A 14,995-nucleotide genomic window follows, 5' to 3' on the forward strand; every position below is an offset into this window, starting at 1 on the left:
CCTATTGGTTCGCTCGACTTGCATGTATTAGGCACGCCGCCAGCGTTCGTCCTGAGCCAGGATCAAACTCTCCAAGAAAGTTGATTTAGCTCATAATTTAAAACGTTGGCTTCATTTCATAAGAAATGAATATTATTGTTTGTTGACGTTTTTGTTTGTTTAGTTTTCAAAGAACAATTTGGAGCGGGTGATGGGAATCGAACCCACTACATCAGCTTGGAAGGCTGAGGTTTTACCAGTAAACTACACCCGCAAATATAAATGTTAAATGGTCGGGAAGACAGGATTCGAACCTGCGACCCCTTGGTCCCAAACCAAGTGCTCTACCAAGCTGAGCTACTTCCCGTATATATGGCGCGCCCGAAAGGAGTCGAACCCATAACCTTCTGATCCGTAGTCAGACGCTCTATCCAATTGAGCTACGGGCGCATTTGGTAATGCAACTTTTAAAGTATATCAAAACCGTTAAGGTTTGTCAACAACTTCTTTTTTGGTGCGGCCGAGAGGACTTGAACCTCCACGGGGTTGCCCCCACTAGGCCCTCAACCTAGCGCGTCTGCCATTCCGCCACGACCGCATATAATTTAGCGACAGAATCAATCATACCATCTATCTTCATCTGTTTCAAGAGGAAATTTATGGTGCGGGTGAAGGGAGTCGAACCCCCACGCCTTGCGGCGCCAGATCCTAAGTCTGGTGCGTCTGCCAATTCCGCCACACCCGCATATGATAATCGAATGGTGAGCCATGAAGGACTCGAACCTTCGACCCTCTGATTAAAAGTCAGATGCTCTACCAACTGAGCTAATGGCTCATTCAAGGATGATTCCCTACAACTGACTCGTAGTAGATCAGATACCAAAAGAACTTGCATTCTTTCTCGCAGACCCAAAGCTAAATCAAAGGAGCTTCGCTCGTTTCTACCGACTGAACTATCGGCTCATCATTGATAAAAATCACAAATGGCTGGGCTAGCTGGATTCGAACCAACGCATGTCGCAGTCAAAGTGCGATGCCTTACCGCTTGGCTATAGCCCAATAAGGTTTTAAAATTTTAAGAAACAGGAAATGAAACAGAGTCACTCCCCGTCCCCTGATGACCCCTACGGGACTCGAACCCGTGTTACCTCCGTGAAAGGGAGGTGTCTTAACCGCTTGACCAAGGGGCCAGATTATTCTATGGCGGAGAAGGAGGGATTTGAACCCTCGCGCCGGTCACCCGACCTACACCCTTAGCAGGGGCGCCTCTTCAGCCTCTTGAGTACTTCCCCATAAAATGGCTCCGCAGGTAGGACTCGAACCTACGACCGATCGGTTAACAGCCGATAGCTCTACCACTGAGCTACTGCGGAATAATCAATAGTTATCTTCTCAATAAGGCGTTTGCCCTATCGACTCTTTACATTATAATGACCTGCTGTAATAAAGTCAACATTATTTTTACATAAAAATTATAACCAGTTTTCCGAAGAATTATAATTGGATTTCCTCAACTTTTGATAATTTTCCTCGACATTTCCCGCACACATACCTAGAAGTGTTAATACTTCTTTTTCTCTGATAGGTTGTCTTACAGTTTGTGCATTGATAAATAAGAACTTTTTTCGCAGTACGTCTCACACTACTTTCAGGCAGCTGATTGCAGAAACGAGGGGCGCCTACCTTCTTTAATAAGGACTTAAATTCAGGGTCTTTGTGCTGATAGCCTCTACCCTCAAGATGAAGGTGATAATGGCATAACTCATGCTTAATGATGCCAATTAACTCTCTTTCTCCCAGCTGTTCTAGATACTTTTTATTAATTTCGATATGATGCGTCCCTAAAAGATACCTTCCCCCAGTAGATCGTAACCTTGGATTAAACAGGGCCGTATGTTTAAACGGCTTACCAAAGAATTCAAGAGATATCTTTTCTACTAATAGTTGTAGTTCCCGCTGCTCCATTTTTACAGTTCCCCACTTTCAAGCGAACATGACAACCTATTATAGCATATATTGTATATACCTTTAATGAATGATGTACTTTTCGGGAGGTTTTACACTATGCCAACTTGGTTGCAAAACCAAATGAAAAGGGCTTTCTATGAGAAGGACCGCTATCAGATTAAGCTGCTAAACCAGTGCTGGTTTTTTTACAGAAAAAAACACTGCTCCTAGAAGCAGTGTTTACTAGTTACAGCGCCTCTAGTCCCCAAGCCTGCGGTACCAAAGGCGCTTTCCCTATCTTAAGATGGCGGCAGCATAGTTAAGGCAACACGGCCCTTTTTCATATCAACAGAGTCCACCCAAACCGTTACCACATCACCTACTGAAACAATGTCCAAAGGATGTTTGACAAAACGATTGCTGAGCTTAGAAATATGAACAAGCCCATCCTGTTTGACACCGATATCCACAAACGCGCCAAAGTCTACAACATTCCGTACTGTACCTTGGAGCTCCATTCCCGCTTTTAGGTCTTCTAGTTTTAAGACATCCTTTTTCAGCAGCGGGCGAGGTAAATCATCACGCGGATCTCGTTCCGGCTTGACCAATGCATCAATTATATCCTTTAAGGTTAATTCACCAATGGATAATTCTTCAGAAACGGATTTTAAATCAAGTCCGCCGAGAGCCGTCTTTAACGCTTCTGTACCTAAGTCCTTTGCTGAGAAACCTAGACTAGTTAACAATTTTTTTACCTCATCATAGTTTTCAGGATGGATTCCAGTACGATCAAGTGGTTGTTTACCGTCTATTACACGCAAGAAGCCAATGGCCTGCTCGTAGGTTTTCGCCCCTAATCGCGGTACCTTTTTTAATTGCACTCTACTTGTAAACTTACCTTCTTCTTCGCGCTTTTTGACAATATTATTGGCAGCAGTTTTGTTTAACCCCGCCACATATTGAAGCAGCGAAGAAGAAGCAGTATTCACATTCACCCCAACCTGGTTAACGGCGGTTTCTACCACAAAGTGCAGGGATTCGGATAGACGTTTTTGGGAAACGTCATGCTGGTATTGGCCAACTCCAACCGATTTTGGATCAATTTTCACCAATTCAGCTAAAGGGTCCTGCAGGCGGCGTGCAATCGAAACAGCACTTCTTTCTTCCACCTGGAAATTCGGAAACTCTTCTCTGGCAACGTCTGAAGCCGAATAAACACTGGCACCGGCCTCGTTTACGATGAGATAAAAGATTTCTTCCTCCATCTCTTTTAAAATATCAGCGACAAACTGTTCTGTCTCCCTGGAAGCCGTTCCGTTGCCAATGGCGGCCATCTCTACTTTATATTCGCGGAGAATAGTTATAAACTTTTCACTCGCTTCTTTTGTTTTTGAAACAGGGGGATGTGGATAAATGACATCAATTTTTAAGACCTTTCCTGTTTCATCGACTACCGCTAATTTACATCCTGTCCGATAGGCTGGATCTACACCGATGACCACTTTGCCTTTTAGAGGCGGCTGCAGCAGCAAATTTCGAAGGTTTTCTGAAAATATATGTATGGCTTGCTCTTCCGCCTTTTCCGTTAACTCCGCACGGATTTCCCGTTCGATTGACGGCTGGATCAACCTTTTATATCCATCTTCCAGCGCTTCTTGCACAAGCGGAGCGGCTGGCGAATACTGAACCCCCACCCATTTTCTTGATAAATAGGTCATAATCAGGTCTGCATTCATCTTAATTGAAACACGTAAGATGTCTTCTTTTTCACCGCGATTTAAGGCAAGAATCCGGTGGGGAACAATCTTATTGACAGGTTCCTCATATTCATAATACATTTCATAGACATTTTTTTCGTCTTTTTCTGCATCTTTCACCACGGATCCAACTGTACCCGATTTAAACGTTTCTTTACGAATCCATTTACGCCCTTCGGCATCATCAGATACCATTTCTGCGATAATATCCTTCGCACCTGTAATGGCTTCTTCAATCGTAGCCACTTGTTTTTCCTCTGATAGAAACTCTTTTGCTTTTTGCTCAACGGGGTCTTTTGGGAAAGTCATTAGCCACACCGCAAATGGTTCAAGTCCTTTTTCTTTCGCCACCGTTGCTTTCGTTCTTCTTTTTTGTTTATATGGCCGATATAAATCTTCTACCTCTTGCAGCTTTTCAGCCTTTGTGATGGCTTTACTTAATTCAACAGTTAACTTCCCTTGTTCTTCAATAATTCGGAGGACTTCCTCTTTTCTTTGCTCCAGGTTTTGAATGTACTGCCAGCGTTCTAAGATTGACCGGATTTGCACCTCATCAAGGGCGCCAGTCATTTCTTTTCTGTAACGAGCAATAAAAGGAACCGTGTTTCCTTCGTTAAGCAGTGAAATAACACTTTTTACTTGTTTAAAGGAGATCGTCAGCTCTGCAGCTATTTTTCCTAAGAGTTGCTCATCTTTTACAACCGTATCGTTCATTGAAATAATCCTCCATCCGTTATTCATTTTATTGTATCAAATTCGAGGAATGGTTTCATTAAAGGCCTCTATTCCTTTGCAAAAAGAAAAGCAAGCTAGGATTAGCTTGCTCGCAGGCAGAAAATTTAAGAGACAGGTTATGTATGAAAAAACGCTCTTTTAAAAGAGCGTACTTTAAAACTAAAATTCGATGAGACCTAAACTTACCTGTAGGGCTTCATCCACTTTCTCCATCATTTCGTCATCGAGATGGGTGATTTTATCGGTTAACCGCTGCTTATCAATTGTACGAATTTGCTCTAGCAGAATGACCGAGTCACGTTCAAATCCGTAGCGCTTCGCATCAATCTCGACATGAGTAGGAAGCTTTGCTTTTTGAATTTGAGCTGTAATCGCTGCAACAATCACTGTGGGACTAAACCGATTCCCGATGTCGTTTTGGATGACAAGTACAGGTCGGACGCCGCCTTGTTCAGAACCAACAACTGGGGATAGGTCCGCAAAATAAACGTCACCACGCTTGACAATCAAAGGATTATCCTCCGCTTACAAGACGTTCAACTGTGTGTTCTGCCTCATATTCCGCCAAAAATGCTTCTGATGCAATTCTAAGATTGATCTTAGCCATTTCCATGTATCCACGTCTCATCGACTCGCGAATTTGTCTCTTTTTCCGTTCGCGTAAATACATTTTGGTTGCTTGGTAAATAAACTCACTGCGGTTCACATTTTCTTGCTTAACGAAACCATCTAACTCAGTTAAAAGATGTTGCGGTAACTTTACTAAGATTTCCGTAGTTGCGCCAGTTTCAGACACAAACATACACCTCCACCATCACTACACACCATTTTTATCTAACCAGAAATTCATTCTGATGCTTAAATTTAACCGCACTTCTGTCTGGCCCTTCAAGGGTTTCCATCAGCGAGTTTTAAATTTAATATCTGTACCATATTTTATAATAACACTAATCAAGCCCAATTCATAGACTAAATATAATTCTACTGTATTATAAGCCAATCAAAGATGCTTTTATGCACAATTTACCGCAATATCATAAATATGTTTAAATTTCTTCCTTTACGCCTGTAAATTTACCAAGAAGGTCATTTTTTATATCGACAATTTTACCGCCCTTTTTATAAAGACGGGGAACACGATTGGTAATGATACAGGGGACCTCATAATTGATGGTGTCAAGCTTCGCCGCAATTTCATTGATCGAAATGAATTCCTGTCCCTGCCGGCCAATAAGTGTGACAGGTGTACCCACAGGCACATGAGCAGGAAGACGTACCATACACTGGTCCATACATATTCTCCCGACAATGGGCGAACGCTTTCCGTCGACTAATACTTCTTGTCCTTGCAGCCTGCGGATCCATCCATCGGCATAACCAATCGGGATTGTGCCAATCCACTCATCTTTGCTGCTTTCATAAGTCGCCCCATAGCTGACTTTAGCTCCTTGTTTCACCTGCTTCACATGGACAAGCCGTGTTTGCAGTGAAAAGGCCTCCTTCAATGGGAATGGAATTTCCTTTTCCATTTCAAGAGATGGTGTCAGTCCATACATCGTAATTCCAAGCCGGACTGCATTAAAGTAGGCTTTAGGAAATCTTATGGCTGCTGCACTATTGCTGGTATGAATATACTTTGGCTGTTTTGTTAATCCCTTTAGCATTTCCTCAAAAAGCGCTAGTTGCTGCTGAAAGTAACGAGTATCCAGTTCATCTGCTGTGGCAAAATGAGTGAAGATTCCTTCAAAATGAAATCGTTCATCTTTTAAAATGAATTGCTCGACGCTTGCTAATTCATCCCGGCTTCGTACTCCAATTCTGCCCATTCCCGTATCCACTTTAATGTGCAAGGAAACTCTGTCGCAAATAGCCAAATGCTGCTGCGCTTTCTGCAGCCAATCTTTCTGAAAAACAGTCAGCGAAATATCATACTTGGCTGCCACTTGAACATCTTCAGGCCGAGATGCGCCTAATACTAAGATCGGAGCCTGAATCCCTTTATGCCTTAACGCCACTGCTTCATCCATAAAAGCTACCGCAAGAAGGCCCGCCCCCGCTGAAAGTGCTGTTTTCGCCACTTGAACATCACCATGGCCATAGGCATTCGCTTTTACCACTGCCATGATTTCCACTTTTTCTGGTAAGTGTTTTCTTACAGAGGAAACATTTTCAGCGATACACTCCAGGTCAACTTCTGCCCATGTATCTCGATAAAAAAAAGCTTGCTCTTCCATCTTTCCACTTCCTAATTAAATTCCAGTTTTTTTACTGCCGAATGGGATGTGAACATTTATTTCGAGCGTTGATCCCCGCTCATCCATATAAAAGTATCATACTACTTTTTTCGTTTACATACCAAAAAAAAACAGGCACAAGGCCTGTTTTGGAAAGAGCTTATTTTACCGCATCACCTTGAACTGATTTTGCGATTTCAACCATCTCATCCCGCTTCAGGTTTTTCGATGCGATCATATAATCGACACCGCCTTGTGACCATGAAAGCGAATGATCCGACAACGCCCCAATGGTTGCACCTAAATCAACGATATCCCCGTCCATACGAGTCGGAACAGCAGATACAACCTTTGTGGCTGCCTTTTCTTGAACAAGTGTAAAAGATTTTTTGCCGTCATAGGTAAGGACAACCCGTTTGCCATCGTCCATTTTAACCGTCTTTTCTTCGATTAACTTGGTTCCTTTTAGTTCAAAGGTTGGATATTTAACAGAGAATGCTTGATCCTTTTCTTTGCCGCTTGCCATCGCTGGTAAATTTAACTGTGCCCGCGTCATATTCTTTTTCATATCGAAATCGTCCTTGTCAAAATTCGCATTAAATTTAACCTTCGAAAACTCAACGGTTACAAGGGCATTCCGATCAGGATCCATTACTTTGACGACAGCAGGTGATAAGTCGCTTTTATTCAGCTTAATTTCCTGGAATGGAAGCATACTATTGTTTTGATAACGGGTCTTCGTTTCAAAGATATAATAGTTCTTTGTGGAAGAGAACTTAGCCTCTCTATCCGCCACAATATCCTTTATTAAGGATTCATACAAATACGCTTGACTGCTATTTTGCGGCCAATCACTTTGAAAACGGAAGCTTTTATTCAATGCCGGTGTAAGAACAAAGACACCTTCTTTATTTCTTAGGATCATTTGACTTTGGTCTTTCTCTGCATTTTTTAAATTAACGCGGTAGAATGTAGGATCTTTATGCCAGATTTCTACATTATAAACTTGCGAATCTGAGCCCATTTTCAACGTCATCTTCGCATTGACTTTATAGCTGGTTAAATCACTCTGCTTACCCTTTAGCTCCTTTACCACATCGTCTTGTGATTTTGTTCCACAGGCAGCTAGCACGAACATGACCATTAGCCCTGTAATAAGCAGTAAAAACCTTTTCCTCATTCCTTCAGCCCCTTCTTGTCTCATTTTCATATGATTATCAAAGAAGAGAAAGGCAGGAATCAGGCTTATAAACCATAGCTGACCTTGTCTCTCCTATTTCCCTATGAATATATGAGACAACCATGGGGATTATTCTTGCAAAGAGGCAAGCTATTTAAAAAATAAGGCCCCCCAGGTGGAGAGCCAATCACATTATTCGGTCTATTCTTCTATTACAACTTGAGCAACGGCATATTCTTTACTATGGGAGATTGACAGATGCGACTGAACCTCTGGTTTTCGAAAAAGCGGTTTTCCTGACCAATCTGTGTCTATTTCTATATCTAAAAAGGATAGCTCCTTTCCAATTCCAGTACCAAATGCTTTGGAAAAAGCCTCTTTTGCCGCAAACCTTCCTGCTAAAAACTCCACTTTTCTAGCCTCAGATAAGCCTTCATACGTTTTCTTTTCGTTTACTGTTAAGATCCGGTCGACCAGCTTACTTTGCCTGCTGATCAGTTCGCGAATTCTATGCAGTTCAATAATATCAATGCCAATTCCTTTAATCACGGTTTATCCTCCTTCTATTTAACTTATTGTCAGCATATTAGTGTACAAGACCAAAAAACGGTTAAAGATGTAATAGAAAGGAGGTTTTAGCCATTTTTACCAGAACCGAAAGCTTTCGTGAATTTATCCGCTTATTTCCGATGGTCTCCCTTATTGTAACAATTCACTTAGTATTATATCTGTTAACCATTCTTCCTATCTTCCCAAACAACTGGTTCTTTGAAAATTTTTCAGGAGTCAATCTTTATATTAAGGAGGGGGAAGTTTGGAGACTGATTACCCCCACGTTTATGCATAGCGGTTTTTCACATATGCTGTTTAATAGTTTTTCCTTAATCTTATTTGGACCGGCTTTGGAACGGATGCTGGGGAGCGGCAGGTTTCTATTCATTTACCTTTTCTCAGGTTTAACTGCCAATGTGGCCACATTCATATTTGAGCCATTGACCTACACCCACGTTGGGTCAAGCGGGGCTATATTCGGCTTATTTGGCTATTATATTGCCATCATTATCTTTAGAAAGTCTATTCTGCCCAAGCAAAACAGTCAAATTATCCTCGTATTATGTGCAGTTAGTTTAATTATGACCTTCTTACAGCCAGATATAAATGTGGTTGCCCATCTGTTTGGATTACTAGGAGGATTTCTTATAGGGGCAATCCCCCACTTTAATAAAAAAGCTTTAGCAGAATCATTCCAGACCACTACATCTTGGGCCAGCAGCCAAAGGAGAAATGTCTCCTTTCAATCCCCCGTTAAGGTTCTAATTTGGTCAGTTATTATCATCCTGGCAATTCTAGGATTTTGGAGATGAATAGTCAACACAACAGGGAGTACCCGATTTTCTCTGGTCTGCTCCCTTTTTCTTGTTCTCGTGACAGAGGCTAATTTAAGTTTTTAAAAGCGGCCTTTGGACAGTATCTTCCTCCCCCTCCACAAAAGTAGGAAAAAGATTTCTCTACCTACAATATATCCCATCAAATTAGACCACAAAATTTCAACAAATAATCTTTTAATTAATATTTATTTATGTTAATGTATAAAAATAAAAAGTATTAACTGCAACATTTAGATAAATTGAAGGATTTCCTTCTTATGGAAAGGTGGATTAGATGGAGCCACTTCCTTTTAAACAATTGGTTAAAACCCGATTTAACAATTTATCGGCAGGACAAAAGAAGGTAGCCAATTACCTGATTGAAAATATAGAGACAGCTGTCTTTAAAACAGCTTTCCAAATTGGTCAGCAAGCTTCGGTGAGCGAAACCACCGTCATCCGTCTTTCATATGCGTTAGGTTTTCAAGGGTTCAGCCAAATGCAGGAACATATTCAGCAACAAATGCTAGCGCAGAACCAAACCGCCGCAGCTGCCGACACCTCTCAATCTGCCGATAAGCATGTTTTTACTAAAGTGATAGAAAACCAGGTTGATATATTAAGGAACCTGCTGGATTCAGCAAACATCGAGGAGATTTGGAAAGCCGTCGAGGTGTTAATCAAGGCCGATCAAATCTTAATAGCAGGCCAGCGCATTTCTCATGCGGCCGCCTATTGGTTTTCCTATATGTTAAGTACCATTCGAGGTCAGGTGAATTTATGTTCCACTTCAGACGGCTTTTTCGAAAAGTTTTGCAATCTGACAGAAGACTCCGTTGTCGTCGTGTTTTCATTTCCGCGTTATTCCAATGAAACGATAAAAATGGCTGAGTGTGCAGTTGAGCATGGCATTACCCTGATTTCCATAACCGACCGGCTTCTATCTCCTGTGGGCAGGCTTTCCAATATCGTCTTAACTACTGAAGAAAATGCGGAAACCGGCACAAACTCAATCGCTTCCGTTATTAGTTTATTAGATTTAGTGATGGAAGGAATTCAGCAGAAAGACAAGACACGCATACTGGCATACCAGCAAAAACTAGAACAGCTTTATACAACCTTTGATGTATTTAATGAATAAAGAGGTGAAAAAATTTGAATCCGCTAGACTTTATTGAGCAGCATAAAGACGATTTACTCACCACCTATCAAGAGTTACATGGCCTGGCGGAACCAAGCTGGAAAGAAGAGAAAACCTCCGCCTACATTGCAGAAAAACTGCAAGTTGCCGGCTTTCAGGTGAAAAAATTCTCGGATCATTACGGATTGCTGGCAGAAATACCTGGCACATCCGATCAAGTCGTAGCACTGCGGGCTGATATGGATGCCCTTGTTCAAGAAGTGAATGGTGTCGTAAGACCAAATCATTCTTGCGGACATGACGGACACAGCACGATGGTTCTCTATACGGCACTGGCACTGGCCGCCAGCGGTCTCAAACCAAAACATACAATCAGGTTTATTTTTCAGCCTGCCGAAGAAAAAGGAGGAGGCGCACTAAAAATGATGGAGGATGGTGCACTAGAGAAGGTCAGTTTGTTGTTTGGCACCCATGTCCGGCCGGTTAGTGAGCTCCCATATCGGAAGGCCTCTCCCGTCATCATTCATGGCTCAGCTGGAACGATTCGGGGAACGATAAAGGGGCGGCAAGCCCATGCAGGCCGGCCGAATGAAGGAATCAATGTGATTGAGACTGCTTCGCTTTTGGTCCAAAAGCTGAAAGAAATCGACTTACGAACAGAAGTTTCGTACTCGGTTAAAATGACACAGCTGACGACGGAAAGTGATGCAACCAATGTAATCCCCGAGACGGCACATTTTGCTCTCGATATAAGAGCACAAGCCAACGACGTTATGTCCGAACTAGAAAAGCAGACTTACCAGGGAATGGAAATTGCAGCTGAACGAACAGGTGCGGTCATTACGTCAGCAACGGAGGAATTGGTTCCCGCCGCAGCGATAAATGAAAAAGCAATCAAATTGGCAGAAAAGGCGATTGGCGAGATTCTTGGCAAAGAAAGTGTCGCTCCGGTTTGTATCTCCCAAGGCGCTGAAGACTTTCATTTTTACACGGCTAAAAATCCCGGTCTTGCGGCCACGATGATTGGTTTAGGCTGCGGGTTAACACCCGGGTTACATCATCCCGAGATGAAATTTAATTTAGATGCACTCATATATGGAACGAAGATCTTAACACAAACCCTGTTAACAGCTTTACAAGAAACTTAAAAAATTAGGAGAGGTCTAATATGGAAAATTCCGCACGTAAAATAGATACAACTATTGAACAAAACAAATCAAATGAACCATTAGAAAGAAAGTTAAAAACAAGACACTTATCAATGATTGCCATTGGTGGAACGATTGGTACAGGATTATTTTTAGCAAGTGGAGCAACCATTGCGGATGCCGGTCCTGGCGGAGCGCTTACTGCCTATTTAATTGCTGGAATCATGGTCTTTTTTATTATGACAAGCTTAGGAGAAATGTCAGCATTTATTCCCATTACAGGCTCGTTCAGTACGTATTCAGATCGATTTGTCGACCCTGCATTAGGATTTGCGGTTGGCTGGAATTACTGGTATAACAATGCCATTATTGTTGCGCTCGAATTATCGGCTTCTTCGCTGATTATGAAATATTGGTTTCCAGATGTTCCTGGTTTCATTTGGAGTGCTATCTTCCTCGTATTGATATTTGGATTAAACATTTTATCTGTAAAAGGATATGGTGAATCTGAATTCTGGTTTGCCATTATCAAAGTGGCTACGATTATTATTTTTATCGTACTGGGATTATTAATGATTTTTGGAATCATGAAAGGTCATACTGGCGGATTTGACAACTTTACAAAAGGTGAAGCTCCATTTAAAGGCGGATTCCTTTCCATCTTAGGTGTGTTTATGATTGTAGGTTTCTCGTTCCAAGGAACAGAGCTTGTCGGAGTTGCTGCCGGTGAAAGTGAAAACCCTGAAAAGAACATGCCAAAAGCGATTAAACAGATCTTCTGGAGAATACTGTTATTCTACGTTTTAGCGATTTTTGTTATCGGCTGTTTGGTCAGCTATAAAGATCCATTATTACTAAGCACAGATGTAAAAGATGTGGCCGTAAGTCCATTTACACTTGTATTTAAAAATGCCGGTCTTGCTTTTGCAGCTGCCCTAATGAATACTGTTATCCTTACAGCAGTACTCTCTGCTGGTAACTCGGCCCTCTATGCTGCATCCCGTGTATTATGGGTGCTGGCGAAGGAAGGAAAAGCTCCAGCCTTCTTAAAAAGGGTAAGCAAAAAAGGTCTTCCGACTAATGCATTATTAGTCTCAACCGTAATTGGTATGCTTTGCTTCTTAACCTCCCTGTTCGGTGATGGAACGGTATATGGCTGGTTATTAAATGCTTCTGGTTTAGCAGGCTTTTTATCATGGTTAGGAATCTCAATTTCGCATTACCGTTTCCGTAAGGCCTATGTTGCCCAAGGAAGAAGTCTGTCAGATTTACCATACGTGGCGAAATGGTTCCCACTTGGGCCAATCTTAGCTACTGTATTATGTTTAGTGGCCGTCTTCGGACAAAACTATGGCGCCTTCTTTGGTCCAAAAATTGATTGGTACGGTGCATTAGTTTCTTATATTGGTCTGCCTTTATTCCTACTTGCTTATTTCGGCTTTAAGGTTGTGAAAAAGACCAAATTGGTTCCATTGCAAGATGCGGATTTCAGCCGCGAATAGTTTTTACTGGAGGGATATAACGATGATGAAAGAAGAGATCAAAATCCGCTCCCTATCTAGCACAGCAGAGTTAGAAGCTGTCCGCAGACTTGAAAGTAAAATTTGGGGTGAGTCTGACTCCGTCCCCACACACCAAACCATTACCGCCGTCAAAAACGGCGGTTTAGTGCTTGGTGCCTATAGTGGTGATGAGCTTATTGGATTTCAATACAGCTTCCCAGGGTTTAACGGCCAATCTGTCTATCTTTGCTCGCATATTTTAGGGACGGATGAACTGTTTCGTAATAAAGGGATTGGTGAAAAACTAAAACTTGCTCAGCGCGATGAGGCCTTAAAGCTTGGCTACTCTCTCATCACCTGGACGTATGATCCACTTGAAAGCATTAATGGCTATTTAAATATCGCCAAGCTTGGCGGGATGGTCTCCACTTATCTTCCCAACTGCTACGGCGAGATGGAGGATCTGTTAAATAGTGGGCTCCCATCAGACCGCTTTCTTGTGGAGTGGCATATTGATGATGAAAAATCTGCGGATACTTTCGGGAATGCCTTCGACCAAGACTTTGTCTTGGCAAACTCGCTTGTTCAGTGGAATGGTAATGATAAAGGATTGCCTGTTGTATTGCCTTTTAGGAATGAGGACTTACATAATCATGAAGTTCAGTTTGTTCCTGTCCCAAAAAACTATCGTACGATTCGGGAGACAGACATCGAACTAGCAAGCGATTGGCGGATGAGAACTAGAGACGCTTTTTCTGGGCTGTTCGCCCAAGGCTGGCAGGTCAGCGGTTTTAAAAAAATAAGCAATCCCGGGATTCCGGTGAATTTTTATATTCTCACTAAACAGTAACCCTTAGCGTTAAAGGAGACGTTTGGCATGAAAATTAAGCAAGTCATTTTAAGACATTTAAAACTTGATTTACTCTACCCTTTTACCACTAGCTTTGGGACCGAGTATGATAAGGATTTTATTTTGGTAGAAGTCAAAAACGAGGACGGGCTTTCAGGCTGGGCCGAATCGGTAGCGATGCTCGATCCGCTCTATAATGAAGAAACCGTCAAAACTAATTGGCATATCCTAGCGGATTATTTGATCCCTATCGTTTTAAAAAATGACATCAAGCATCCCGATGAACTATCAGAAAAATGGTTTGCTCACCTGCGCGGCAACAATATGGCGAAAGCAGCCATTGAGGGTGCCGTTTGGGATTTGTATGCAAAAGAGCAAAATATGCCGCTTGCCCAAGCTCTGGGTGGTAATCGTTCCAAGATTGATGTTGGTGTCAGCATCGGAATTAAAGATTCGATTGAAGAAACGATTGAAACGATTGGCGAACGCCTCGAGGAAGGTTATAAGCGGGTAAAATTAAAAATTAGGCCAGGCTGGGATGTAGCTTTAATTGACCGGGTTCGTCAGGAATATCCTGATATTCCGTTAATGGCTGATGCCAATTCTGCTTATACCCTTCATGATCTAGATCGATTGGCAGCATTGGATGATTATCAGTTAATGATGATTGAACAGCCTTTGGCCCATGATGATATAATTGATCACGCTGACTTACAGGCTAAGCTAAAAACACCTATTTGTTTAGATGAGAGTATTCATTCTGTTGAGGATGCCCGAAAAGCGCTAAAGCTTGGCAGCTGTAAAATTATTAATATTAAAATTGGACGTGTTGGCGGGTTAACGGAATCACGCAAGCTTCATGATTTTTGCCAAGCTAACGATATCCCGGTATGGTGCGGCGGCATGCTTGAGTCTGGGGTCGGCCGGGCTCATAATATCGCGATTACCTCTCTTCCGAATTTTACTCTCCCCGGTGATACGGCAGCTTCTTCTCTTTATTGGGCTGAGGATATCATTGAGCCTGAGGTAACGGTTGAAAATGGGGAGATTACCCTTCCCACTGCACCTGGGATTGGTTTTGAGACTAGTTTGGAAAAGGTTAATAAGTATACCGTATACAGCCGGACTTATCGTGCGTAAGTTTTGTTTAAAGGA

General features: G+C 42.2%; 14 protein-coding genes, 10 tRNA genes and 1 rRNA gene. 7 read left to right on the forward strand and 18 right to left on the reverse strand.

Features of this window, described 5'->3' with window-relative positions:
• From J7E81_RS28610 to J7E81_RS28665, 12 genes are all read right to left on the reverse strand, one after another.
• Positions 1-78, reverse strand: a 16S ribosomal RNA gene (locus tag J7E81_RS28610); the annotation flags it as partial.
• A gap of 101 nt (positions 79-179) precedes the next feature.
• Positions 180-253 (reverse strand) — tRNA-Gly (locus J7E81_RS28615).
• 16 nt (positions 254-269) lie between these two features.
• A tRNA-Pro gene (locus J7E81_RS28620) sits at positions 270-346 on the reverse strand.
• 6 nt (positions 347-352) lie between these two features.
• Positions 353-429: transfer RNA gene (locus J7E81_RS28625), tRNA-Arg, on the reverse strand.
• A gap of 62 nt (positions 430-491) precedes the next feature.
• Positions 492-577 (reverse strand) — tRNA-Leu (locus tag J7E81_RS28630).
• 62 nt (positions 578-639) lie between these two features.
• Positions 640-724, reverse strand: a tRNA-Leu gene (locus J7E81_RS28635).
• 14 nt (positions 725-738) lie between these two features.
• Positions 739-814: transfer RNA gene (locus J7E81_RS28640), tRNA-Lys, on the reverse strand.
• 149 nt (positions 815-963) lie between these two features.
• Positions 964-1,038, reverse strand: a tRNA-Gln gene (locus tag J7E81_RS28645).
• 59 nt (positions 1,039-1,097) lie between these two features.
• Positions 1,098-1,169, reverse strand: a tRNA-Glu gene (locus tag J7E81_RS28650).
• A gap of 11 nt (positions 1,170-1,180) precedes the next feature.
• A tRNA-Ser gene (locus tag J7E81_RS28655) sits at positions 1,181-1,271 on the reverse strand.
• Between the two features lie 6 nt (positions 1,272-1,277).
• Positions 1,278-1,352, reverse strand: a tRNA-Asn gene (locus tag J7E81_RS28660).
• Positions 1,353-1,473: 121 nt separating this feature from the next.
• Positions 1,474-1,944 carry a SprT family protein gene (locus tag J7E81_RS28665; protein ID WP_215047579.1) on the reverse strand — a complete coding sequence of 157 codons (471 nt, stop codon included), beginning with the start codon at positions 1,942-1,944 and terminating at the stop codon, positions 1,474-1,476.
• Between the two features lie 99 nt (positions 1,945-2,043).
• Here J7E81_RS28665 and cmpA point away from each other — a divergent pair, with 99 nt between their 5' ends.
• A complete protein-coding gene (cmpA, locus tag J7E81_RS28670; RefSeq protein ID WP_007083554.1) occupies positions 2,044-2,157 on the forward strand; it encodes a cortex morphogenetic protein CmpA in 114 nt (37 codons plus the stop codon).
• A 68-nt stretch (positions 2,158-2,225) separates the two neighbouring features.
• Here the strand turns inward: cmpA and J7E81_RS28675 are convergent, their stop codons facing one another.
• From J7E81_RS28675 to acpS, 6 genes are all read right to left on the reverse strand, one after another.
• Complete coding sequence (locus J7E81_RS28675) at positions 2,226-4,397, reverse strand: Tex family protein (RefSeq protein ID WP_215047580.1); 2,172 nt, start codon at positions 4,395-4,397, stop codon at positions 2,226-2,228.
• Between the two features lie 180 nt (positions 4,398-4,577).
• On the reverse strand, positions 4,578-4,928 hold the full coding sequence (gene ndoA / locus J7E81_RS28680; protein ID WP_007083556.1) for a type II toxin-antitoxin system endoribonuclease NdoA: 351 nt from the start codon (positions 4,926-4,928) through the stop codon (positions 4,578-4,580).
• Between the two features lie 4 nt (positions 4,929-4,932).
• Positions 4,933-5,214 (reverse strand): CopG family ribbon-helix-helix protein, encoded by a 282-nt coding sequence (locus tag J7E81_RS28685; RefSeq protein WP_098531723.1) that lies wholly within the window; start codon positions 5,212-5,214, stop codon positions 4,933-4,935.
• A 250-nt stretch (positions 5,215-5,464) separates the two neighbouring features.
• Positions 5,465-6,652, reverse strand: a complete 1,188-nt coding sequence (gene alr, locus J7E81_RS28690; RefSeq protein WP_215047581.1) for an alanine racemase — start codon at positions 6,650-6,652, stop codon at positions 5,465-5,467.
• 160 nt (positions 6,653-6,812) lie between these two features.
• Positions 6,813-7,832, reverse strand: coding sequence for a LolA family protein (locus tag J7E81_RS28695; protein ID WP_215047582.1), 1,020 nt, complete (start codon positions 7,830-7,832; stop codon positions 6,813-6,815).
• Between the two features lie 201 nt (positions 7,833-8,033).
• Positions 8,034-8,381 (reverse strand): holo-ACP synthase, encoded by a 348-nt coding sequence (acpS, locus tag J7E81_RS28700; protein WP_215047583.1) that lies wholly within the window; start codon positions 8,379-8,381, stop codon positions 8,034-8,036.
• Between the two features lie 311 nt (positions 8,382-8,692).
• Between acpS and J7E81_RS28705 the strand changes: the two genes are divergently transcribed.
• The 6 genes from J7E81_RS28705 to menC all read left to right on the forward strand — a co-directional run bounded on the left by J7E81_RS28705 (position 8,693) and on the right by menC (position 14,980).
• Positions 8,693-9,196 (forward strand): rhomboid family intramembrane serine protease, encoded by a 504-nt coding sequence (locus tag J7E81_RS28705; protein WP_374104116.1) that lies wholly within the window; start codon positions 8,693-8,695, stop codon positions 9,194-9,196.
• Between the two features lie 298 nt (positions 9,197-9,494).
• Positions 9,495-10,340: a MurR/RpiR family transcriptional regulator gene (locus tag J7E81_RS28710; protein WP_215047584.1), complete on the forward strand. Its 846-nt coding sequence runs from the start codon at positions 9,495-9,497 to the stop codon at positions 10,338-10,340.
• Between the two features lie 14 nt (positions 10,341-10,354).
• The gene (locus J7E81_RS28715; RefSeq protein ID WP_215047585.1) at positions 10,355-11,488 is read left to right on the forward strand and encodes an amidohydrolase; all 1,134 of its coding nucleotides are present in this window, start codon (positions 10,355-10,357) and stop codon (positions 11,486-11,488) included.
• Positions 11,489-11,508: 20 nt separating this feature from the next.
• Positions 11,509-12,990 carry an amino acid permease gene (locus J7E81_RS28720; RefSeq protein ID WP_215047586.1) on the forward strand — a complete coding sequence of 494 codons (1,482 nt, stop codon included), beginning with the start codon at positions 11,509-11,511 and terminating at the stop codon, positions 12,988-12,990.
• 22 nt (positions 12,991-13,012) lie between these two features.
• Positions 13,013-13,840 carry a GNAT family N-acetyltransferase gene (locus J7E81_RS28725; RefSeq protein ID WP_251028950.1) on the forward strand — a complete coding sequence of 276 codons (828 nt, stop codon included), beginning with the start codon at positions 13,013-13,015 and terminating at the stop codon, positions 13,838-13,840.
• Positions 13,841-13,867: 27 nt separating this feature from the next.
• A complete protein-coding gene (gene menC / locus J7E81_RS28730) occupies positions 13,868-14,980 on the forward strand; it encodes an o-succinylbenzoate synthase (RefSeq protein ID WP_215047587.1) in 1,113 nt (370 codons plus the stop codon).
• Positions 14,981-14,995 lie beyond the last annotated feature (15 nt).

This window comes from Bacillus sp. ISL-18, assembly GCF_018613415.1.
GTDB lineage: Bacteria > Bacillota > Bacilli > Bacillales > Cytobacillaceae > Neobacillus.

Bases quoted from the DNA above. Each gene is read 5' to 3' on its own strand.
- J7E81_RS28675 (WP_215047580.1), bottom strand. From the start codon at position 4,397: ATGAACGATACGGTTGTAAAAGATGAGCAACTCTTAGGAAAAATAGCT.
- J7E81_RS28705 (WP_374104116.1), top strand. From the start codon at position 8,693: ATGCTGTTTAATAGTTTTTCCTTAATCTTATTTGGACCGGCTTTGGAA.
- J7E81_RS28695 (WP_215047582.1), bottom strand. From the start codon at position 7,832: ATGAGGAAAAGGTTTTTACTGCTTATTACAGGGCTAATGGTCATGTTC.
- J7E81_RS28725 (WP_251028950.1), top strand. From the start codon at position 13,013: ATGATGAAAGAAGAGATCAAAATCCGCTCCCTATCTAGCACAGCAGAG.
- alr (WP_215047581.1), bottom strand. From the start codon at position 6,652: ATGGAAGAGCAAGCTTTTTTTTATCGAGATACATGGGCAGAAGTTGAC.
- J7E81_RS28720 (WP_215047586.1), top strand. From the start codon at position 11,509: ATGGAAAATTCCGCACGTAAAATAGATACAACTATTGAACAAAACAAA.
- menC (WP_215047587.1), top strand. From the start codon at position 13,868: ATGAAAATTAAGCAAGTCATTTTAAGACATTTAAAACTTGATTTACTC.
- J7E81_RS28710 (WP_215047584.1), top strand. From the start codon at position 9,495: ATGGAGCCACTTCCTTTTAAACAATTGGTTAAAACCCGATTTAACAAT.
- J7E81_RS28665 (WP_215047579.1), bottom strand. From the start codon at position 1,944: ATGGAGCAGCGGGAACTACAACTATTAGTAGAAAAGATATCTCTTGAA.
- cmpA (WP_007083554.1), top strand. From the start codon at position 2,044: ATGCCAACTTGGTTGCAAAACCAAATGAAAAGGGCTTTCTATGAGAAG.